Annotated in this window: 12 protein-coding genes; 1 reads left to right on the top strand and 11 read right to left on the bottom strand. The window is 45.8% G+C overall.

Annotated elements, in window-relative coordinates:
- Positions 1–20: 20 nt before the first annotated feature.
- The 7 genes from A3860_RS13445 to ppsA form a co-directional block, all read right to left on the bottom strand.
- A complete protein-coding gene (locus A3860_RS13445; protein ID WP_245843539.1) occupies positions 21–1,979 on the bottom strand; it encodes a glycoside hydrolase family 97 protein in 1,959 nt (652 codons plus the stop codon).
- Between the two features lie 24 nt (positions 1,980–2,003).
- Positions 2,004–3,089, bottom strand: a complete 1,086-nt coding sequence (locus tag A3860_RS13440; RefSeq protein ID WP_143774084.1) for a glycoside hydrolase family 2 TIM barrel-domain containing protein — start codon at positions 3,087–3,089, stop codon at positions 2,004–2,006.
- A gap of 70 nt (positions 3,090–3,159) precedes the next feature.
- Positions 3,160–4,839: a RagB/SusD family nutrient uptake outer membrane protein gene (locus tag A3860_RS13435; RefSeq protein WP_081147225.1), complete on the bottom strand. Its 1,680-nt coding sequence runs from the start codon at positions 4,837–4,839 to the stop codon at positions 3,160–3,162.
- Between the two features lie 36 nt (positions 4,840–4,875).
- On the bottom strand, positions 4,876–8,199 hold the full coding sequence (locus A3860_RS13430; protein ID WP_158085236.1) for a TonB-dependent receptor: 3,324 nt from the start codon (positions 8,197–8,199) through the stop codon (positions 4,876–4,878).
- A gap of 205 nt (positions 8,200–8,404) precedes the next feature.
- Positions 8,405–9,613 (bottom strand): FecR family protein, encoded by a 1,209-nt coding sequence (locus A3860_RS13425; protein ID WP_081147223.1) that lies wholly within the window; start codon positions 9,611–9,613, stop codon positions 8,405–8,407.
- A gap of 107 nt (positions 9,614–9,720) precedes the next feature.
- Positions 9,721–10,296 carry an RNA polymerase sigma factor gene (locus tag A3860_RS13420; protein ID WP_081147222.1) on the bottom strand — a complete coding sequence of 192 codons (576 nt, stop codon included), beginning with the start codon at positions 10,294–10,296 and terminating at the stop codon, positions 9,721–9,723.
- 345 nt (positions 10,297–10,641) lie between these two features.
- Positions 10,642–12,933, bottom strand: coding sequence for a phosphoenolpyruvate synthase (ppsA, locus tag A3860_RS13415; protein WP_245843538.1), 2,292 nt, complete (start codon positions 12,931–12,933; stop codon positions 10,642–10,644).
- A gap of 164 nt (positions 12,934–13,097) precedes the next feature.
- Here ppsA and A3860_RS42090 point away from each other — a divergent pair, with 164 nt between their 5' ends.
- Positions 13,098–13,298, top strand: a complete 201-nt coding sequence (locus A3860_RS42090) for an Lrp/AsnC ligand binding domain-containing protein (protein ID WP_262497300.1) — start codon at positions 13,098–13,100, stop codon at positions 13,296–13,298.
- Between the two features lie 185 nt (positions 13,299–13,483).
- On the opposite strand, the gene A3860_RS13405 is transcribed toward A3860_RS42090, so the two are convergent.
- The 4 genes from A3860_RS13405 to A3860_RS13390 all read right to left on the bottom strand — a co-directional run bounded on the left by A3860_RS13405 (position 13,484) and on the right by A3860_RS13390 (position 21,937).
- Positions 13,484–14,611 carry a TlpA disulfide reductase family protein gene (locus A3860_RS13405; protein ID WP_081147219.1) on the bottom strand — a complete coding sequence of 376 codons (1,128 nt, stop codon included), beginning with the start codon at positions 14,609–14,611 and terminating at the stop codon, positions 13,484–13,486.
- A gap of 27 nt (positions 14,612–14,638) precedes the next feature.
- On the bottom strand, positions 14,639–17,092 hold the full coding sequence (locus A3860_RS13400) for a zinc-dependent metalloprotease (protein WP_173820213.1): 2,454 nt from the start codon (positions 17,090–17,092) through the stop codon (positions 14,639–14,641).
- A gap of 163 nt (positions 17,093–17,255) precedes the next feature.
- Positions 17,256–18,662, bottom strand: coding sequence for a RagB/SusD family nutrient uptake outer membrane protein (locus tag A3860_RS13395; protein WP_158085235.1), 1,407 nt, complete (start codon positions 18,660–18,662; stop codon positions 17,256–17,258).
- An 11-nt stretch (positions 18,663–18,673) separates the two neighbouring features.
- Positions 18,674–21,937 carry a SusC/RagA family TonB-linked outer membrane protein gene (locus A3860_RS13390; RefSeq protein ID WP_158085234.1) on the bottom strand — a complete coding sequence of 1,088 codons (3,264 nt, stop codon included), beginning with the start codon at positions 21,935–21,937 and terminating at the stop codon, positions 18,674–18,676.
- Positions 21,938–22,228: the final 291 nt, after the last annotated feature.

Raw genomic sequence — 22,228 nt, 5'->3', positions numbered from 1 at the left:
TCAGTATTATTGTTTAATTTTTATTCCTTCACCAATCTGGCCACATACCCTCCGCCGGGAGCCATTTTGATAGTGAGGGCACTGCTTTTATCTGCTTCAATAGTATCCATGGCAAAATCTTTGGCTTTGCGGTCTGCATTGAGACCGTCTTTCCAGATATGCATTTTGTATTTCCCATCGCCGAGGAAAGAAAGGTCGACAGTGATTTCCCGCGCCGTCCAGTTCGTCATGGCGCCAATAAACCAGTCGCCGTTAGCAGCCTGCCGCGCTATCGCGGCATACTCTCCAATAGCCGCCGTCAGCGGAATGGTTTGCTGCCAAACCGCAGGTACTGCCTGTAAGAATTCCATACACTCCGGTTCGCGGTAATAATGGGTGGGGATATCGCACAGCATTTGCAAAGGGCTCTCGTACATAACGTACATGGCCATTTGATTGCAACGGGTGCCCAGTGTCATGGGCTCGGCCGGCTGGGCCGCAAATGCATTTTTTTGTACGTTCAGCATACCGCCCGGTGTAAAATCCATGGGGCCGGCGGCCATACGGATAAAGGGTATGGTCAACGTATGTTCGGGATCTATAACATCTGAAAATTTACTTATCTCGTTACCCAATACCCCTTCGGAGGTCATCACATTGGGATAGGTGCGGCTCCAGCCCGTGGGTTTACAGGCGCCATGAAAGTCTACCATCAGTTTATGACTGGCGGCGGCTTTCGATACTTTCTCATAATAATTCACCATATCCTGGTCATCGCGCTGCATAAAATCAACCTTGATGCCTTTAATGCCCCATTTTTCAAATTGGTCCAGGGCCCGGTCGAGTTGCTGATCAAGCACCAGCCAGCTGGTCCACAGCAAGAGGCCTACGTTCCTGCTGTGCGCATAAGCGGCCAGCTCTTCTATATTGATGTGTTTTGATTGTTTGAAAAGATCGCGGGTATCGCACCAGCCTTCGTCGAGCAATACATACTCAAGATGATATTTTGCGGCAAAGTCAATGTAATACTTATAGGTATCGTTGTTGATGCCGGCGCGGAAATTTACATTGTAAATATTGTTGTAATGCCACCAGTCCCATTGCACCTTGCCGGGCTTTACCCAGCTGTAATCGCTGCCGGGTGCAGGCGGTGTGCCTAACAAATAAGGCAACTGGTTGGTCAGCAATTCTCCGTCGTCCTTTGCTACCATAACGATGCGCCAGGGAAAATTCTGCGGGCCTTTTATTTTCGCAATGAAATCTTCACGGCTCACTACAAGTTCTGAGCGATCGCCTTCTATTTTTTTCTCTCTTGGATAATGCGGGAACACGCCGCGTATGCTGCCTTTTCCATCACCCTGCACCCACATACCCGCATAATTGAAAAGTCCCGATTCGGTCAGCAGCAGCTTCGCGCCTTTTGTTTCAAACAACACGGGCAAACTGGCCAACTTCCCGGCATCGATGTCCCCTACCCTGTATTTTCGGTATTGACGTTCATTGTGTGAAAAGAAGCCGTCTTCCTGCGGATACCAGGCCCGGGCCTCCGGGCCCGGGTTCAGCGTGGCCAATTCATCCGTCACCTTGCAGGCTTTTGCAAGATTGTTTATCCACCGCCAGGCTATACCGTTCTTATAAACGCGCCATTCCATGGACAGCTTGTTGCTGAAATCGAGCCGTAACGAGGAATAATCATCGGCTATCGTTTTTGCTTTTTGCCACACTACAGGTGTCAGGATACCACTGTGCGTACCGGCCATAGCCTTGCTTACCCTGAAACCGGCAGCATTTTGATCGGTGGTGAACGACAAGGCAGCGGCTTCCGTGAGCACATTACCGTTTCGCATTACCTGGTAATAAATACTATCAGAAACAGTCACCTGCACGCTCAGGGTTTTATCCGGCGCGTTAATGGTATACTTTTTTTGCGCAAGGGCGGGCAGGGCAAGAATGCAGCCGGCCATCATCATGATTGCTTTATTTGTCATGTTCTTGTTCATGGGTGTAACTTGCTAATTTGCATTTCATAAACCATTCAGCTGTTTTATCAGATCAACTTCGTCCTGCCGGTATGGTGTGCCGTCTTTTTTAAAGATGTCGTGAAACCATTCGGCAGGCAGGCGGCCATCAGATAATTTTTCTTCCCACGAATAAATGGTATTGGTTTTACCGGCCACTAACCCCCAGTTAATGGCGCCGGTATTTTCTTTTTTCAGCATGGGCAATACATTATTGAACCGGCTGTTGTGTGTACGAGCCATGTACTCGGTACAGATCAGTGGCCTGCCAAATGATTGCAGTATCTGTATCACTTTCTGGTGCGCCTGCGGTTCTTCATAATTATGATAAGTGATGATGTCGGAATTGGCAATAAGGAAGCGGTTAATAGTTTCAAGCCGCCACGACCAAAGTCCTGCCGTTACCGGCTGATCGGGATTAACAGCTCTCGCCCAATAGAATACTTTTTGCAGCAGCGGCAGTACTGCATCATTCTTTCCCTGATTGCCCGGTTCGTTGTACAGGTCCCACATCAAAATGCGTTTGTCGTGTGCAAAGCTGAACAAGATATCCCGTACGTACATTTCCAGTTCCGCAATTCGTGCTGAATCTTTATAACCCGGATCGCCCGGGTCCTGCATCCAGCCTGAATTATGCATCCCCGGCTTCGGTTCAGGCTGTTTACCGGGTTGAGGGTCCCTGTTCCAGCAATCATCAAAGAATACGAACAGCGGTTGTATGTGGTGTTTATCTGCTATCTGCAAAAAGCGGTGTATGCGGTTTTTGAATCCCTGCGCGTCCTGCTTATACACAATGCTATGGAGGAAAACACGTAAGGTGTTAAAGCCTATACTTTGTGCCCAGCCCAGCTCTTTATCGATGGTAATGGGGTCGAAGGTATCGGCCTGCCACATTTCAAGCTGGTTGACAGCATTGGCAGGAATATAATTGGCGCCGGTTAGCCATTTGCGGCGTTTGTACCATTCATTGGCCTTTTCAGTTGTCCATACTTTACCGTGGTTGTCGATTATTTTGTATGATATTGTTTGACTAAAGACGGTGATCGCAGTAAAGATGAATAAGAGAGATGAAAAGATATATTTAATGTTCATATTTCGTTGGCAGAAAAGTAGTGCAAGGCCTGCAGCCCCGCACTACTGTTTTATTGATCTTGGTAATGACCTACTTCCACCCCATATTTTGCGGATAGGGTGTGCCGGTAATAATGGCGTCTATCTGCGATTGTGGTATGGGGCGAAGTTTATGAAATTCCTGGATGTTATTCCTGGCTTCCCAGTCGTCGTGTTTCTTCACCCGCTCAAGCAGTTTATCGGTACGCACCAGGTCGAGCCAGCGAATATTTTCCGCACACAGTTCGCGGGTTCTTTCATCAAGTATATAATCAATGGTTACATCGGCCGGTGTGATCTCCATTTGCAGCTGGTGTCCCGGAACTGCTGCCCTTCTGCGAATTGCATTTATGTAAGTGGCGGCATCGGCCGGCCGTCCCAGCTTCAACGCCGCTTCTGCTGCTACCAGGTAAGTTTCGGCCAGCCTGAACACAATGATGGAACGATGAGAATTTTCATTCGGTACATCACGGTTAGGGTCGAGATACTTGGTCATGGTTGGATAAATGGTAGAGTTCGTATACGTTTCCGGTGTATAGATGTAATATTTCCGGTTTTGCATCTGGCTGGCGGGCATATTAAATCCGGGCATATACATAGCGGTATCCCCTTTTTGAAAATTATAATTCAGGGTATAGTTTGTACCGCCCACATTCACGGTGTAGGTGCCGCTGAGGGGTTTGGTGGCAATCCAAACCGATTGAAAAGTTTTGAAATAACGAATGTCATTTACTTTATCGGCAAAGGCGGTATCGTACAACCATTTGGTAGCCCTGTACCAGCCATAAGAGCGGCCGTCGTTCACATTGCGTTCACCCAACTGGTTCGGATATAGATCAACGTACAGATGATTCCAGGAATGGTTGCCGCCGTAAGTCAGGTCTTTTGAATACTGCACATTGAACAGTACCTCGCGATTATTTTCGTTCAAAGGTTTATGCACATCACCATAATTGTCAAGTAATCCCAATCCAAGTGAAGGCGCGGCATCGATCAATCCTTTAGCCATGTCAAATGCATTCTGAAAGTCGTCTGTTTGTGCTGACGGTGACCAGCCTCTTGTTAAATATACCAGCGCCAGCAAATGCCTCGCTGCAGCGGCAGAAGCTTTTCCGGGTAGGACCCCGTTCTGTTGCGGACTGGGCGTGAGATCGGTAATGCACGTTTTTAAATCATCGATGATGAAATTGTATACGTCTGCGATTTTATTGCGTTCGGCAGCAGTATTAGGACTATTGGAATAATGTGTATTGAGCGTAACATCGCCAAAGAATTGCGCCAGTTTAAAGTACAGAAAGGCGCGCAGGAATTTGGCTTCTGCAATCTTTGCTTTTTTTTGCACATCGGTTAAACCGGTAATGTTCTCACCAAAGTCAACCAGGCCATTACAAGTATTTATGTATTTGTAAGAGGAGTTCCATACTCTTGCCGAAAATTCATTGGCAGGTGTGTATGAACTGTTGTAGTTGGCGACGTTAGTGGTACGGTTCCCATTGGCGATACGGAATTCATCGGTGCCTACGACGGTAAAAGCTTCCAACCCTTCTTCAGGGCCATACAGTTCACGCAGCCCGGCATACACGGCGTTCACTCCTTTATCTATGCCATCGCTGGTAGAAAAAAATGACTCGGTTAGTTTGGAGTGGTTCTCCTCTTCCAGTTTGCGGGTGCAGCTGTTGCCCGCTGCCATGAATACCGCACAAATCGTAATATGATATATAATCTTTTTCATGTTTAATTCAATTAAACGATTAACAATCTGGCTTGATTAGAAAGAAACATTTAATCCGAACAGCATCTGCCACATAGGTGGTGTATTCACATCCACGTTATTATATGTTTCAGGATCCAGACCTTTGAATTTGTTTTTGTATTCAGAGAAAAAGACAAACGTGTTGGAGGCGGTAGCGTAGAACCGCGCCGATTTTGCTCCCAGCAATCGCAGTTTTCCCGGATCAATGGTGTACCCCAGGGTCATGCTTCTTATTTTCAGGTAAGAGGCGCTCATGTAGGTAAGCGTTGATTTATAATTCGGGTTCTGCAAACTTGCATTGGGTTTGGGCCAATAGTTCTCGTGGTTGGATGGCGTCCAGTAATTTACATCGAGGTTATTGTAACCCGCCTGGAAGGTATTCATCCATCCGCCTACCACACCTGAGCTTAGTAAACCTCCGGATTTAAAATAGGCTATGAAGGAGAAGTCGAAGTTTTTATAGGCGAAGCGGTTGGTAATGCCGCCTTCAAAATGAGGCTGCCTTGAACCGATTATCACCCGGTCATTATCATCGATCTTTTTATTTCCATCGATGTCTTCTACGCGCACGCCCCCGATCACCGAAGAAGTGCCGGTAACGGTTAAGCCAAATTGTTTGGCCAGCGCGCTGTCGTCCGGTGTATTCTGCCAGATGCCTGTTCTTTTGTAATCGAATATGGCGGAGCTGGGTTGGCCCACAAACCAACTGTTGTTGATATCGCGGGTAGCACCGGAAGCCAACTGCACAATTTTATTCCGGTTAAAGAAAAGGTTCAGGTCGGTCGTCCAACTGAATGTATTTTTACCATCGCCGTTAAAGTTCACGGAACTGATGTTGAATTCCATACCCCAGTTCTCTGTTTTACCCACATTGGTCCTTATGCCTGAAAAACCCGAAGTAGCAGGTAATCGCTGACTCAGCAACAGGTCGTTGGTGTAGGTTTTATATAATTCTATTGAGCCATTGATACGATTGTTGAACAAACCGTAATCGAGGCCAAGGTTGAGAGAAGTAGTGTTTTCCCATGATAAAGTTACGTTTGGCGGCGAAGTGGGATAAGCGCCCAGCACATTGGTGCTGCCATAATTGTAATACACCTGGCTCAATCCGCCAACGGTTTCGTAGGGACCGATAGCGGTATTGCCTACAACGCCATAGCTGGCACGAAGTTTTAAAGCAGAGACCGTTTTCGACTCATTCAGAAAAGGTTCGCGTGCTATATTCCAGGCAATAGCGCCTGAAGGGTAAGTATGCCATTTATTACCTTGCGCCAGCCGCGACGAACCATCGGCTCGTACTGTGAAAGTAAGCAGGTATTTGTCTTTAAACCCATAGTTCAGCCGGCCCATGTAGGAAATGATATCCCATTTTTGAAACGAACCGTTGCTGGTGACATTTGAAGCGTATTGAGGATTATAGTATTGTATATAATCCGCCAGCACATCGCGGTATTCGGTATTGTTTACCTCGGTTTTTGATTCCTGGATACTGTACAATCCGGTAACATTGATGGAATGGTTACCGGCAATCGTTTTATCGTAGGTGAGAATGTTTTCGAGTGTGTAATTGTATCCTGCGGTTTTTCCATTATAACCGTAGTTCTTCTGACCCGTTTGTTTGGTTGTTTGACTGGCATAGAATTTACCGGCGGTTTCCGGGGCTATCTGTATACCGCCATTGAATTTGTATTTGAAGCCGTGGGTGAAGTCTACTTCGGCATAGGCGTTCGTGAAAGTGGCCAGCCTGGTGCGGTTGTCTACAATGGCGCCGGGCACATAATCAACAAAGGGATTGATAAATCCGTTCGGCATATAAATGCGCATGGTGCCATCGTCTTTATAGGGTCCTACAAAAGGCGTTTGCTGCAAAGCTTCACTGGCCGAGTTGTAGTCCATTCCCTTTAAAGTAGTATAATTATTGAGGGAACTAATACCTGCTTTGAAGAATTTGCTGAACTTCTGGTCGATGCTCATTTTTAAAGTGTAGCGATCCATACCCTGGTTACGGCTTACACCATCGGCGTTGTAGTAACTAAGCGACATATCGTATTTCGTACTTTCGTTACCGCCCGAAATGCCAACCTGGTGATTCGTCAGGAACCCGTTCTTATACATAAGCTTTTGCCAATCTACATTATTGCCGGCGAGGTAGCCCTGGTATTCATCATCGAAGGTAAAAGCATCTTTCAGCAATTTCGGGTCATCAATACCCGTATAAGCACCGGGAGCCGACGCGTTCAGCTTTGCCCATTTGCGCATCAGGGCAAACTGTTCGGCATTCATGAGGTCATATTCACCCATCACCCGGTTAAAGCCGGCATAGCCATTGTAAGTGATGGTGGGCTTGCCGGTTTTACCGCGGCGGGTATTGATAATGATAACGCCGTTAGCCCCCCTGGAACCATAAATGGCAGCAGCAGAGGCATCTTTCAGCACAGAAGCAGACACTATATCGTCCTGACTGATATCGTTCAAACTGCCATTGAAAGGAATACCATCTACAATTATCAGCGGATTATTGAGACCACCGCCAGGATCAAGCGACCGTTCGCCACGTATCCTTATCACCGGAATAGCGCCGGGATGGTTATTACCACCGCCCTTTTGGATCTCAAGACCAGGTACTGAACCCTGTAAAGCAGCGGCTACATTACCGGCAGGAATTTCATGTATCGCTTTTTCGTTCACAACCGACACGGCGCCCGTTACATCAGATTTTTTACGGGTACCATAACCTACGATCACCACATCATCAAGCGGATTCTGTGCCTTTTTCAGCACCACTTCAATATTCGTATTGTTGTTTACAGGTATTTCACGTGTTGCATATCCTACAAAGCTCACCACCAGAACAGCCTTTTCATCGGGTACAACAATAGTGAATGTTCCGTTGGCTCTGGTGACAGTAGCATCTATGCTATTCTTTACACGCACGGAAGCGCCCTCCATAACTTCCCCATTCTCGTTTTTCACTATACCGGTTATCCTGATAGTAACAGGCGCCATCGCCTGATCTTCAACCATCGGTTTTTTTTGCGGCTGCTCTTTTTCTTTTACCGTAATGATCCTGCTGCCGATGATCTCATAAGAGAGCGGCTGATGCTGAAAAATGAGATTGAGCGCTTCCTGCAAAGGCTTGCTTCTTATGTCAATATCAACAGGGATGCTTTTTTGTAAAAGCTGATCTTCATAAAATACGGCATAACCGGTTTGCCGTTTGATCTCTTTCAGTACTTTCTTCAGGGGTGCATTTTTTTCCGAAAGGGTCACTGTTTGGGCAGTTCCTTTGGCATAGATCTGCAAACAGGTGGCAAGTAGCAGAACAGCTGTGAGCTTCATAATCACAAGCATTTTTAGTACAGGCCGGTGAAACTTTCGCGCATGATGGGGCGAAGCTTGGCGGCAAGCAATCAAATTCATAGATTTGTTCAGTTTAGGTTATTACAATAGACAAGTCTCCACGACTTTTAAGTTTATCAGGGTAACCTGAATACCAGCCGGCCTGCCTGCACGCAGGGCGGCTTTTTTTCAGTATCCCTTTGTTTTATGGCATTACAGTTAGTTTCTTCTTTTGTGTATCCATTGAAAAATGAATTTTAGCTACTTCAAACAATTTCAGTAATTCGGATAAGTTGGCGCTGCGCGGTATTTCGCCGGTGAAAGTGCGGGCGGGCATGGCGCCTTTAAATTCCACGTCGATATCATACCATCGCTCTACCTGCCGCATAATCATTTTTATATCGGCGCTTTCAAAGGCCTGAATGCCATTTTTCCAGGCTACCACCTGATCTACGTCAACTGTATGAACCGCGATCGGTTGGGTTGATCGGGATGCTTGGGATAAGATTGCCTGCTGCCCGGGCCTGAGTATTGCCGATTGCCGATTGCCCCCGCCCGGATGATCCGGTGGAAGTGCCGATTGCCGGTTCACCACTTTCACCCTTCCTTCGAGCAAAGTGGTTGCAATGGCTTCTTCGTTTGGGTAGGCATTGATATTAAAATGGGTACCGAGTACCTGTACCTGCATGCCATTTACATTTACCATGAATGGCGCAGCGGGGTTCTTTGACACTTCAAAATATACCTCACCTGTTATCTCTACTTCACGAATGTCAGGCGCAAATGCTGTAGGGAACCTGATAGAGCTTTCTGCATTCAGCCATATTCTGGTGCCGTCAGACAGCACGAGCTGCTGCTGCCGGCCCCTGGGTGTAACAAGTGTATTGTATTCATGAATGGTGGCATCATGTTCACTGGCAGCAGTAAAAGCTACGCTGCCATCGGTTTTGGTAATATGAGCAGCTGCATCGGTCATTAGCCGGCCATTGCCGGCAGTATCGAGCACAATGGTTTTGCCATTAGCCATTGTGAGTACGGCTCCATTGACGCCTGGTTGCACGTCAATTACGCCGGTGCCGGTAGTGGCGGCAACAGGGATGGGGGGCGGAGTGCGGTTAAAATACCGCCAGGCAACGCCTGCGATTATGATCAATACGGCGGCAGCTGTTATTTTATAAAGGAGTGAAGCCGGCAGGGATGCCACGCGTGCCTTTTGCCGGTTGATCCGTTTAAGCAGCTTTCTGCGATGGTCTTCCCTGTCAGTGGCCCATTCTTCGGACACCTTCAGCCCGGCATTGTCGTCCAGGTTGTTATACCACCCGGCATATTCCTTTTCCTCTTCGGGCGTAATAGTTCCATTCAGCCATTTTTCGGCCAGTTCAAGCATTCGTTTGTTAAGGGATGATTCCTCCATATTGTCAATGGTATATTACTTTGTCAACCGGGAGGAGCCGATCCCTACATAAAAAAAAATTAAAACAATGAAGGGTATGAGCCTCAGCCAGCAACCGAAAGCAGTGTTTAGAAATAAAAGAAAACCGACAGGAAGTTTTTCAAACTCGTTTTCAGTATTTTCAGCGCCCGTGACAAATTTGCTTCAACTGCTTTTTCTGTCACATTCAGTCGTCGGGCTACTTCCTTTTGCGGCAGGCCTTCTTCGCGACTGAGTTGATAAGTAATGCGGCATTTTTCAGGTAGCCTGTTCACCAGTTGCGATAATCTTTCCTGCAGTTCCTGAAAACTGAGCCATTCTTCGGTAGACCGGTCCTGCGCTGTTTGCCGCCCTGCTTCAAATTGCTGGTATTCGAGTAACCGCTTTAAACGCGCCTGTGCGTTGATTACCCTGTATTTGACGCTCACAGCCAGGTAGGCTTCGAGTTCGCCGGTAATTTCGAGTTCGGCGTGGCGGCGCCAGATATCGAGAAAGATGTCCTGCACAATTTCTTCTGCAATAGCAATACTGCCACATTTAACGCCTGCAATGAAGAGCATTTTATCCCAGTAACGATTATAAATTTCGGTAAAGGCGTCGTGATCTCCCGTTTTTAATAATGGCAGCAGTTGATCATTATTATATGTGCTGTAGAGGCTGGTCATGCAACAAAAACAAGTCAAAAATATATAAAACCAGGTGACTTTATAGTGCTAAAATAATACAGCAGTAATTTTTCCGCAATATATAAAACCTGAGATGGGCCGGTAAAAACCGACCCCGACGTTACTAATTGTTACAAACGAAATAACCAATCCTAATTTTAAAAGGAGGGGTAAGTAGACACAAACCCCCGATCTCATTTCAAAAGAAAGCAACCAATGAGAAAACTTATATCCTTAAACACTATGGCAAACCTGCTGTATTTGTTCATATAGTTAAAATTGGGGCCGGAAGAAACCGTCTCCTTATTTCAGAACGTACTTGAGAAAAAAAACCAGGACGAGCTATCAGAACTGTAATTGTTTTTGTTTTAACTTTTGTTCCACCGCATGAATAGCCTTTATAGTTTTGATCACTGAATCAGGTGTAACCGATATAGAGTCAATGCCCTCTTCTACCAGAAACTGGGCAAAGTCGGGATGGTCGGATGGCCCTTGCCCGCAAATACCAACTTTCACTCCGCACTCTTTCGCTGTTTGAATAAGATGCGCCAACATTCTTTTCACCGCAGGATGCCGTTCATCATACAAATGTGCCACCAGCGACGAATCACGGTCTAACCCTAATGAAAGTTGCGTGAGATCATTTGAACCAATAGAAAATCCATCTATATGCTCCGCAAATTCTGCGGCCATAATAATATTGGAAGGAATTTCAGCCATTAAATACAACTCCAAACCAGCTGAGCCCGGTACCAATCCATATTCAGCCATAACTGTTTTTACTTTCAACAACTCTTCAACCGTTCTGCAAAACGGCACCATCACCACCACATTGGCCAGCCCTATTTCTTCGCGCGCTTTCTTTATGGCTTTACATTCCAGTTCAAAAGCAGCTTTATATTCACTTGAATAATACCGGGAGGCGCCCCGCCAGCCAATCATCGGATTTTCTTCCTGCGGTTCAAAATACTTTCCACCCGGCAGGTTGAAGTATTCATTTGACTTGAAATCGGAAAACCGTACGATCACTTTATTGGGATAAAAGGCAGCTGCGATCTTTGCAATGCCATATGATAATTTGGAAACAAAGAAATCTTCTTCATCGTTAAAACCAATGATCCTGTTTTGTATAGCCTCAGATAGTTCCGGATCGTTCAGATCTTTATGGTTCAGCAAAGCCAGCAGATGAATGCCGATGTAGTTATTGATGATGAATTCTTCGCGCGCCAGGCCAACCCCTTTATTGGGAATATTCGAAAAACGGAATGCCAGTGAAGGAGAACCCACATTTAACATCAGTGCGGTTTCTATGGCAGGCAGGTCACCGAGTTTTGTTTGCACCACTTCGTAGGGCAGCAGGCCTTTGTATACAACTCCCAAATCGCCTTCTGCACAGGAAATGGTCACTTCTTCCCCATTGCTCAAAACAGCTGTTGCATTACCACACCCAACAATGGCAGGAATTCCCAATTCCCTGGCTACAATGGCTGCATGGCAGGTTCTGCCGCCTTTATCGGTAACAATAGCAGCTGCTTTTTTCATGATGGGCTCCCAATCAGGATCTGTCATATCAGTCACCAGCACATCGCCTTGCCTGAAATCCCGCGCCTCTATAGCTCCTTTATTTAAAGCAAACATGATCTTCACTTTACCGGCCCCTACCCTGTCACCAACTGCTATTCCTTTCACCAGCGCCGCAGAACCATGGGCCGGCAGCACATATTCAGTAAGCGTATCATGATCTTTCCTTGAATGTATTGTTTCCGGCCTTGCCTGAACAATGAACAGCTTATTGCTTATACCATCAACCGACCACTCAACATCCATAGGACACCAGTGGTTTTTGAGAACGGAATAGTAATTTTCGATGTGCATAACCCAACGCGACAGTTGGATGATCTTTTCATCATCCAGACAAAACAACGCTTTCAGTTCTTTATCTACCTCAATGATCTTTACCCTTTCACCATGATCGTCGCTATATACCATCATCTGATCTTTTATACCCAGCTTTTTCTCAATGATCGCATGATAGCCTTCGTTAAGAAGTGGTTTAAAAACAATAAATTCATCGGGAGAAACACTTCCCTGACCAACCATTTCGCCCAAACCATAAGAACCATTGATCACCACAGCATCTTTAAAACCACTTTCTGTATCAAGGGAAAAAGCAACACCACTGGAACCGAGGTCACTTCTTACCATTTTTTGAATGCACACAGATAACCCCACAGCAAAATGATCATACTTAAACGTTTCCCGGTAAGAAATTGCCCTGTCTGTAAACAGGGAAGCAAAACAATTGCGAACAGCATTTATCAATTCGGCGGCGCCACGAACATTCAAAAAGGTTTCCTGCTGCCCCGCAAAAGACGCATCAGGCAGGCCTTCTGCAGTGGCCGACGATCTTACCGCCACATCAGTGTTATTTTGACCGTACTCTTTTGACAACTCAAAATAACAATCGATGATCTCTTGTGAAAGTCCGGACGGAAAGTTTCCATTACGAATGAGGGTCCTGATCTGAAGCCCGGTTATGCGGAGTGATTCAACAGAGGAGTAATCAATGTGCCCGATAAGTTCCCTGATCTTTTCATCGAGCTTGTTATACCGGATGAAATCCTGGTATGCATTCACTGTAATAAAAAACCACCAGGAATATTCACACCCAGCGTCGTCAGGTGTTGGATCATTTAACCAAGGGATGCATTCTTTCCGCCTACCAGGTTGATGTCATTTATACCAACCTGGTTCAGCCGGACAATCATTGTTGACATATCAGCAATCGTTTTTGTTTTTTATTGTTTTTCTTTGGCAGGGCAACGGCAGTTACAAAGGCAATAGCCTTCCGTGATATGAATGAATATAACAACTTCCTTATGGACAAACTGGCTAAACTGGCCAATATCGGTTCAGTACAATCCCATTTTGTGCTTTCGGAAGGCAAAACAGAAACGGCCTATCCGCTTACACAAAATATTCAAAAAGAAAAGGGTAAGTAAAAACAAACCCTTTTATGAAATAATAATTGTCACATGAGAAACTATGTTACAGAATTAACCATCGTTGACTCAACGGTCGTTTTTCACAGGTGCATTTCTATTAATTGAATGCAAAATGGGTTGCTGTTAAAGTATCCCATTTTTTCTGTTACTTTTTTAACGCGCCTTTTAATTCAAAGGCCACATTAATAGCTCAATACTTCTTCCAACTTCTTATTCAATTTTTCGCCTTTCAGGTTCTTTGCAATAATTTTTCCCTGTGGATCAATGAGAAAATTTTGGGGAATACCCATGATCCCATATAGCTTCGCTACAGCATTATTCCAGCGTTTTAAATCACTGACATGCGTCCATGTAAGACCATCTTTATGAATGGCATCCAGCCAGGCCTGTTTTTTCCCGGGCGCGTCGAGTGATACGCTGAGTACTGTAAAATTTTTGTCTTTGTATTGATTAAAGGCCTTCGCTACATTAGGATTCTCGGCACGGCAGGGGCCACACCAACTCGCCCAAAAATCGAGCAGTACGTATTTACCCCTGAAAGAAGAAAGGGAAACCGGATTATCGAGTGTATCGTTTTGGGTAAAGTCCAAAGCATATGCACCCACACTTGTGTTTTTTGCTACTTCAAGCTGTTGTTTAAACTCAACACCCGAAGGAGAGTTTTTCACAGAGGCTGGCAATTTGTCGAACAGAGGGCCGATTTCCGGAACGTTGATATCAACGCCTGCGTATTCTTTCAATACATAAAATGCAATAGGTGATCCGGGGTTGTTTACAACAAAAGAACGCCACACTTCCTCTTTCTTTTTTGTTTCAATGCTATCATATTGTTGTTCTATTTGTTCCATTCCGGCTTTATTGTTTTCCTTTTGATACTGGAAATATTTTGGTCTCAGCCTTGTTTGGGCGTCTGTAAAGGGCTTTTCAGACCGGGTAAGCTGCTCAAATGCAGTATGCGCTTTGGATCCGGTTACCCTGGCAGATTTCAATGAGTCGCGAATACTGATGTTTATTTGTCCTGGCTCCAGGAACAATTTCATGTAATCGAAGCTGTCCTTACTTTTACCATTATCCTTTTCAAACGCAATCACAAAAGTAGCCAGCGTAGGTTCTGCTACCTGTTCTTTGAATTGAAATCGTCCGTTTAACAAAACAGCGCTATCATTTACTGCTCCCTCTTTTGTTCGAAAGGATAAATAAATCTTCTTTACAGGATCGGGGCTTTGTACACGGCCTTTGATGATTACCGGTTTAGTGTGAGGTGTAAAAGCCAGGAACGGAATAAGAAAAAAGACAATCATTTTTTTCATATTTATATTATTTTATTTTCGGATCTCTCAGTTATTTTTCGGATGTAAAGCATCTTCGATCCTTTGACTGCTAAACTGCAAATGCGCTTTGCTCACCGGGTCTTTTTCGGGCAGGATAGCTGCTTTGATCTCTTGTTGCAACGCCTTTAAATGCGCCCTTGCGATCGCTATCATTTCCACCTGTGTGCTGCCGACCGGTTTGTTGGCAGGCATTTTAATCATTTCAATAAAAGAAGTGACATACGCCGATTGCAGGTCCCTGCGGTAAGCACCTATAGTTGCACCGGTGGCCAGTTCACTCCATACGCTCTTTTTAATATCATTAAAAAACTCATAGATGGGATACTTGCCCGCTTCACCAAACCTGCGGATGTTGTCCTGCAATTTACCTGTCCTGTTTAACAGGCCTGTAAGAATATCAATTCCAACACCGGTAACTTCGGCGGAAGCGGAACTTATCTTAGCCATTATTTCTTTATTGAATAACCATTGCGGCGTTTGAAATACCTGTTCATTCAGGAAAGTCATTGCTTCTTTTTGACGCGCTTTCGACACCGGTTCATACAACACCCCTTTTTCTTCTACCGTTTTACAGGTTGTGTAAACACCGCCTATATTGGCAACCACATGTGACATATATAACCTGTATTGAACTAATAAAGCCTTAAACATTATTTGTAAATTCTCGTATCCTTCGGCAGGCATGCTGGTCCAATCAGGCAATTGAAGTATGATGCGTTTCAGATTTTTTATGCCGTATGTGCCCGCTTTTACCGCATCATCGCCCAGGTCTTCATTCTGGCTTCTGGGATCGGGAGCCCCATACAACTGCGGACCGTACCACAGCCGGTGATTTTTCGACAAACTGTCGATGATCCATTTGTTCAAAAATGTTCTCTCTTCTTTTTCATTTGTAATACCCGGGAATAGTTTATATCCCCATTCTATTGCCCATTTATCATAATCGCCAATGCGGGGAAAAATTCCTTTTTCCGTAATTCCGTCTTCCGGTTGTGCCACGTAATTGAACCGCGCATAGTCCATAATAGAGGGTGTATGACCATGAGCTTCTAGCCAATTTTTATTGCGTAAACTATCAACCGGCACGGTAGACGAAGAACCAAAATTGTGCATGAGCCCAAGCGCATGTCCCACTTCGTGTGACGATACAAACCTGATCAATTGGCCCATTAACTGATCGTCAAATTCCATCTTCCTGGCTCTGGGGTCTACGGCGCCGGCCTGTATCATATACCAGTTGTGTACCAGGCTCATCACGTTGTGATACCAGTTGATATGCGTTTCCAAAATTTCACCGCTTCGCGGGTCATGCACATGCGGACCTGAAGCATTTGCAATATCAGACGGTTTATATACGATCGCAGAGTGGGTGGCATCGTCCAGGCTCCATGTACTATCGTTATCCGGCGCTTCTTTCGCCATGATGGCGTTTTTAAAACCTGCTTTTTCAAAGGCTGCCTGCCAGTCATTCACACCCTGAATCAGGTAGGGTACCCATTTTTTGGGTGTGGCCGGATCGATGTAGATCACAATCGGTTTTTGCGGCTCCACCAATTCACCGCGCTTATAGTTCTCCAGATCTTCCGGCTTCGGTTCCAACCGCCAGCGGGTGATCATCTCTGTTCTTTTCACTCCCTGGGAGTTTGCATCAAAATCAAGATAACCGGTGCCAAGGTAGCCTACCCTGTCATCGGCAAAACGCGGTTTCATGGGCACTTTGGGCAACAGCACCAGGGAATTATTCAATTCAAAGGTGACGGGCTGGCCGGTAGGATCATTAGTTGACGTATAGGTTTTCACCGTTTTGATCTCCACATTCTGTGAAAACGTTTTAATAGATTGAATATAAGAACGGTCGCGTTGAAGCGAACCCACTTTAAGTACTGTCTTATAAAGGATGGATACTGCAAAAATGCCGTTATCGTTGTTGATGATATCGGTTACATCAATTACCGTGGCACTATCTTTTTCATTGTAGGCTTTTACCGGAAACGCAGCCAGAATAGGTTGCACACTTGAATTGCTTAGTGAACGGTACATGCCGTTCCCGGACGAATCGGATGAATGCACGAAGTAAGAAATGCCGCGCATAAAAATTTTATTCGCAGGACCTTTTTCAAATTCGATCACTCTTTCATCAATTTCATCTCCGGCATAATAGCCGCCAACAGCTACCCCATAAACCGGGGACCTTGCGATACGGCTTACCATAAGTATCTCTCTATGCAATATACTATCAGGGATTTCGAGGTAATAATTGTCATCGATATTATGAACGATGAACAACCCTTTGCGGGTGATCGCCTTTGAATTAATTACTTTATCGTACGGTTTAACAGCAGTTGCTTTTGCAGAATCAGCTTTCGAAACGGCCGGTAGGCTATCTTGCTTTATGTCTTTTTTTTGGGCAATAGTTTCCATAGCACAAAGAAGTGCTGCGGCCATCAAGATCGTTTTCATTGATTGTTCCTGAGATAAATTGTTTAGTTAGTAAAAAGAAGCGTAAAACGGCAAACGTGAAAGGCTCTCATGGCTGGCTTTCCGCTTAAAGGCAGGCGCAAAAAGCTCAGCATGCAGCACAGAGGATTCGTTTGCCGTTTCACGTTTCCCGTTTCACGACTCACTAGTAGCCCTCATTCTGCGTCAGGTTCGGATTCGCATCCCTGGCAGATTTTGGTATGGGAAACAAAATGGAAGTTGATCTCCAGGTTGTTTTTAAAGCGCCCAGCACATCATCGGCCCGGGTTTTGGCAGCAGGCGAAGTAAGGCTTGGCCATCGTTTGAGATCGAACCAGCGGTGCCCCCATTCGCAAAACAGCTCATGCCTTCTTTCATTTTCAATAGCGGCCATGGCGGTTGTTTTATCTGAAATGGTGGCAATACCGGGCAGGCCGGCGCGGTTGCGAATGACGTTTATATCGGTTTGTGCGCCACTGAAATTGTTTTGCTGCGCTCTTGCCTCGGCGCGAATGAGGTATTGTTCGGCTACCCGAAGCACCAGGTAATTCTCCCCATTGGCAGCGCCGGTGGAAAATGCATACACTTTATATTTATAAGGCGTGCTTACACTGTTTAAAGTTTTTATCCAGTTGGTTTTTCTTGCATCGCCGCTGTCGAAACTGTTCAACAACCCGGGAAGCACAGGATATCGCAAAAGCGGAGAAGTGTACAAAAACGCAATTCCCTCGTTGGTAAAATTGCCCGCATTTGACTTGTCCCATTCTAAAATGGATTCGGTCTGGTTCTTTCCAAACACATTGTTTATGTTGGCTGTAGTTTGCAAACCATATAAACTACCGTTCGCCAACACCGCAGTAGCCATGGCCTCGGCATTCGCCCAGTCTTTTGTATACAAATTCACCCTGGCAAGCAAGGCGGCAGCCACCCATTTGTTGGCACGGATACGCTTGCCGCCCGAAACAGAATAATCACCTGGCAGCGTATTCATCGCATCTGTGAGGTCGGCTTTTATCTGCACATAAAGATCCGCCTCGGCACTGCGCGGCGCATACATGGTTTTATCTTTTGCGGTAGCAGTAATTAAAGGCACAGGACCGTACAAATTTACCAGGTAAAAATAACAGAAGGCCCTTACGAGTTTCGCTTCGCCGATGGCTTGCGTCTTATACGCCGGCGACATACCGGCAGAAGCCGTGGCATTTTCAATGATAGCGTTGCTCTGGTAAATGACCTTATAGAAATCATTCCAATAAAGCTCTATAGTGCCATCATTAGGCAATACCTGGTTTGTCTGGAACGGGTCGGTGCCTGCGGCAGATGAATAGTAGATCAATTCATCAGCGGCCATGCTTATATTAATGGTAATATACCCATTGAATGACGGGTTAGCAGACAGCACCGTATACAACCCGGTAACAGCAGCCTGTGCATTGGCATCGCTGTTGAATACCACGGCGGTGGTTACGGTGGTTTTGTAATCGGGTTCCAGAAATTTTTTGCACCCGGTTGCCATTATGCTCAATATAAAGCAGCTATATACAATGACCCTTTTATAATTTATTGATCGCATAGTTGAAGTTTTTAGAATGAACATTGAATTCCCGCTGCCAATCTGAGTAATGGAGGCACAGCCTTAACACCCGATTCAGGATCGAAGCCATCGTACCTGCTGATCACAAAAAGGTTCTGTGCCTGCAAATACACCCGGGCGCCGGCCATGTGCAGTTTCCTGAGGGTATTACCTGCGAGGTTATACGATAGTGCTACATTATTGAGGCGAATGAAGGAAGCATCCGTGTAGGTGGCACTACTGAAGTATGCATAATAGAACCAGTCATTTGAGAGGGTAGGCCTGAAAAAGGCATTATCCAGCCCCCGGGAACGATAACCTTCCACTGCTTTACGGGGAACATTCGTAAAGGTGCCCGGTTGGTGGCCCACCAGGAAGTTTTTTTTCTTTAACCCATAGGTGTATTGCAACAGGAAATCGAGCTGGAAATTTTTATAGCTGATGCTGTTGTTCAGGCCACCAAACGCATTGGGAGCAGTTTTTCCAATATATGCCAGGTCGCCTTTTCCATAAGCAGCAAGGCCAAAGAAATCGATAGTGCCGTTCTTGTTAAGGTCTTCATAAGTTGGTTTACCTGCCGCATCAACTCCTGTGAATGGAACAGCAAAAAGGGAGTTAAGCGGCTTGCCAACCACCAGGCTATTGGTGTAAGCGCTGTTTTCGATGCCCTGAAATTTCACCAGCTTGTTCCGAGGCAGGCTTATATTGAAAGAAGTGGTCCATTTAACATTTTTCGTTTGCACGTTGGTGGTATTAAGTTCAAATTCCCAGCCCGTATTTTGCACAACAGCGTCGGTGAGATTCGCAGTGTAACTGTTAAACCCAGTTTGTCCGCTAACGGGAAACTGTACCAATTGGTTGCCGGTACGGTTACGGTACCAGGCTGCAGACAGCAGGATCCTGTCTTTCAAAAAGCCTAATTCCAAAGCGCCTTCCAGCTTACTGGTTGCCTCCCAGCCAAAATCAGGATTTTCCAACTGGGTTGGCGCCAGGCCGGGCAGATCTGCATACCGGTAAAGTGTGGGGCTGTAGGTGGGTAAAAATTTGTAATTGGGAACATTGTCTGAACCAACCCATCCTACGCTGCCCCTTAATTTACCAAAGCTCAAAAATGACAGGTTGCGCCCAAAATCTTCATTGGAGAACAACCAGGCGGCTCCAATGGCCCCAAAATCGCCAAAGCGGCGGTTGGCGCCGAAGCGGGAAGACCCATCGCGGCGAAACGAACCATTGAGAATGTATTTATTGTCCCAATTGTAATTTGCCCGGCCAAAAAAAGAAGCGTATTGGTAAGCATTATAACCTGAGGCTATCTGATAGGTACCGGCCAGCGCTAAGTTGTTGATATAAGCATCGGAAGCAAAACCGGAAGCGATGACATTGAATGGCATTTCGGCAATGTTTTTCATGACGGTACTGCCTGCCAGCAACGTTAGTTTACCACTTGCTATATTGCCTGTATATTGTAACTGGGGCTCTACATTCAGGGTTTGATTAATGGAAATGTTAAGGCTGTTGGATGACGAAATGTTTGCCGGATTAGCAGCTGCTTTAGGTGAGATCAATTGCTGATCGCCCTGTACCCGGGTATATCCGATAGCTACCTTGGCATCCAAACCCTTTAACAGGGTATAGCGAAGCTGCAGGTTCGATGTAACACTAAATGTTTTACTGGAATAGGATGTTTTCATGGCCCCATAAGGATTACCGCCAGTCCAATCCCATGTTAAATTACCTGCCGTGTCATAAGGCTGAAAATGCGGCGGAAGGTCAAATGCAAAAAAGCCATAATCACCACCAGGCAATTTTATGTTAACTGAATTTACCATAGCCGATAAGGCAATATTGAACCTGCCGGAGGCGGATGTATGATTCAGGGAAAAATGGGCTCCGGCTTTGGCCGAACCGCGCCTGTCGGGGTAGATCGTATTCTCGTAACGGTAATTTCCTGAAACCAGGAATGAAGTGCCGCCTGCGCCACCCGACATAGAAACCGTAGCATCGGTGGTTTGGGCCGTATGGCCCAGTAAAGTCTGCTGCCAGTCAGTACTACGGGTAGTATCCCATTTAAACAGATCGATGGCATTGGCGGCCGTAGGTGTAATACCAGCGTTCTTAAACGCTTCGCGGCGCAAAGCCAGGTATTCGGGCGTGCTCAGCACGTCGACCCTTCTTGTATCCAATGCAACGCCCGTATAGGCATTCACTTCGAATTTGGTTTTACCCTGCTTTCCTTTTTTAGTGGTGATGAGCATTACGCCGTTGGCGGCCCTGGAACCATATATGGCCGTAGCATCGGCATCTTTCAGGATCTCTACGCTTTCGATATCGCGCGGATTGAGGTTGTACAGCGGACTTCCATAACCAATAGGTGATGAAGCTCCTATACTGTTGCTAACGCCTGTAACGTCGGAGAGGTTAATAGGCGTATTGGGATAAGGCATTCCATCAATGATCAACAACGGCGCACTGGTAAAATCATTGGCACTGACAGAATTTTGTCCGCGCACCTGGAAAAAAACATCCCCCCCGGGCAGGCCGTTCGCCTGGCTGATACTCATACCGGTTGTTCTGCCGGCAAGCGCCTGCAGCACGTTCGTTACCGGGCTCCTTTGAATATCTTCTGAAGTTACTTTTGTAACAGAGCCGGTGCTGAGCCGGCGGGTGGTAGCGCCGCCATAGGACAGAATTTGCACTTCATCGAGTTTATTTACAGCTACTTTTAGCTGAACAAACACAAAGCCTTTCTTATCTTTTAAAGGTACTGTCTGTGTTTCGTAACCAATGCAGCTGACCACCAGCACATCGTCGTCAATTGCATCTTCCAATTTGAACTGTCCATTGGCAGCAGTAGAAGTGCCTTTGCCGGTTCTTTTGATGATGACGTTGGCACCGGCAACAGGACCGTTCTCGGAAGTGACAATTCCTTTGATGTCTATAACCGGCGCTTCGGTTACAATTATTTCATCGGCTTTAACCGGCGACTTTGGTTTCAGCACCACTGTTTTTTCAATGATGCTATAAGTAAAGGGCTGGTTGCTGAAGCAGAGTTCCAATGCCTGCTCAATTGAGGCATTCTTTACCAACACATCTACATTTTTAAATTCGGGTGTCCATTTTTCCTTGTAAATGAAATAATAGCCCGTTTGCTTAGTTATTTCTTTAAACACCTGCTGTAAGGGCATGTGCTTTCCCGAAATGGTAACGCGTTGCGCGTAGCCTTTTGCACTTACCTGCAAACAGGCTGCTAATAATAAAATGGATGTTAGTTTCATTGCTAACAAAAATTTCCTGCCAATCGTAGGATGGCAAATGTTGGTTGCTTTGGTTACAAGCCCATGCTCCCGAAAGGGCAAAGCATGGTCACTACAAAGAGCCTTTAAATGCATAACTTTGTTTTTTACCCCTGGGAATTTATTACCGGGGGATTGGGTTTAACAATAAGCAGTCTGGTGAGATTGTTTGAATTGACGAACCCAACTATTGACCGCTCCGATGCCAGTCGGGGCGGTTTTGTTTTGCGGGTTGTCGTTCGGGAACAAAACGATTGATTTGAATGAACGAAT

Source organism: Niastella vici, assembly GCF_002077945.1.
GTDB lineage: Bacteria > Bacteroidota > Bacteroidia > Chitinophagales > Chitinophagaceae > Niastella > Niastella vici.
Note: the sequence above shows the minus strand (reverse complement) of the source record. Positions and strands in the feature narration are given on the sequence as shown.

What these genes read in the sequence shown, in the direction of transcription:
- A3860_RS13445 (WP_245843539.1), bottom strand. Translation starts at nt 1,979, where the DNA reads ATGAACAAGAACATGACAAATAAAGCAATCATGATGATGGCCGGCTGC.
- A3860_RS13440 (WP_143774084.1), bottom strand. Translation starts at nt 3,089, where the DNA reads ATGAACATTAAATATATCTTTTCATCTCTCTTATTCATCTTTACTGCG.
- A3860_RS13435 (WP_081147225.1), bottom strand. Translation starts at nt 4,839, where the DNA reads ATGAAAAAGATTATATATCATATTACGATTTGTGCGGTATTCATGGCA.
- A3860_RS13430 (WP_158085236.1), bottom strand. Translation starts at nt 8,199, where the DNA reads ATGAAGCTCACAGCTGTTCTGCTACTTGCCACCTGTTTGCAGATCTAT.
- A3860_RS13425 (WP_081147223.1), bottom strand. Translation starts at nt 9,613, where the DNA reads ATGGAGGAATCATCCCTTAACAAACGAATGCTTGAACTGGCCGAAAAA.
- A3860_RS13420 (WP_081147222.1), bottom strand. Translation starts at nt 10,296, where the DNA reads ATGACCAGCCTCTACAGCACATATAATAATGATCAACTGCTGCCATTA.
- A3860_RS13405 (WP_081147219.1), bottom strand. Translation starts at nt 14,611, where the DNA reads ATGAAAAAAATGATTGTCTTTTTTCTTATTCCGTTCCTGGCTTTTACA.
- A3860_RS13400 (WP_173820213.1), bottom strand. Translation starts at nt 17,092, where the DNA reads ATGAAAACGATCTTGATGGCCGCAGCACTTCTTTGTGCTATGGAAACT.
- A3860_RS13395 (WP_158085235.1), bottom strand. Translation starts at nt 18,662, where the DNA reads ATGCGATCAATAAATTATAAAAGGGTCATTGTATATAGCTGCTTTATA.
- A3860_RS13390 (WP_158085234.1), bottom strand. Translation starts at nt 21,937, where the DNA reads ATGAAACTAACATCCATTTTATTATTAGCAGCCTGTTTGCAGGTAAGT.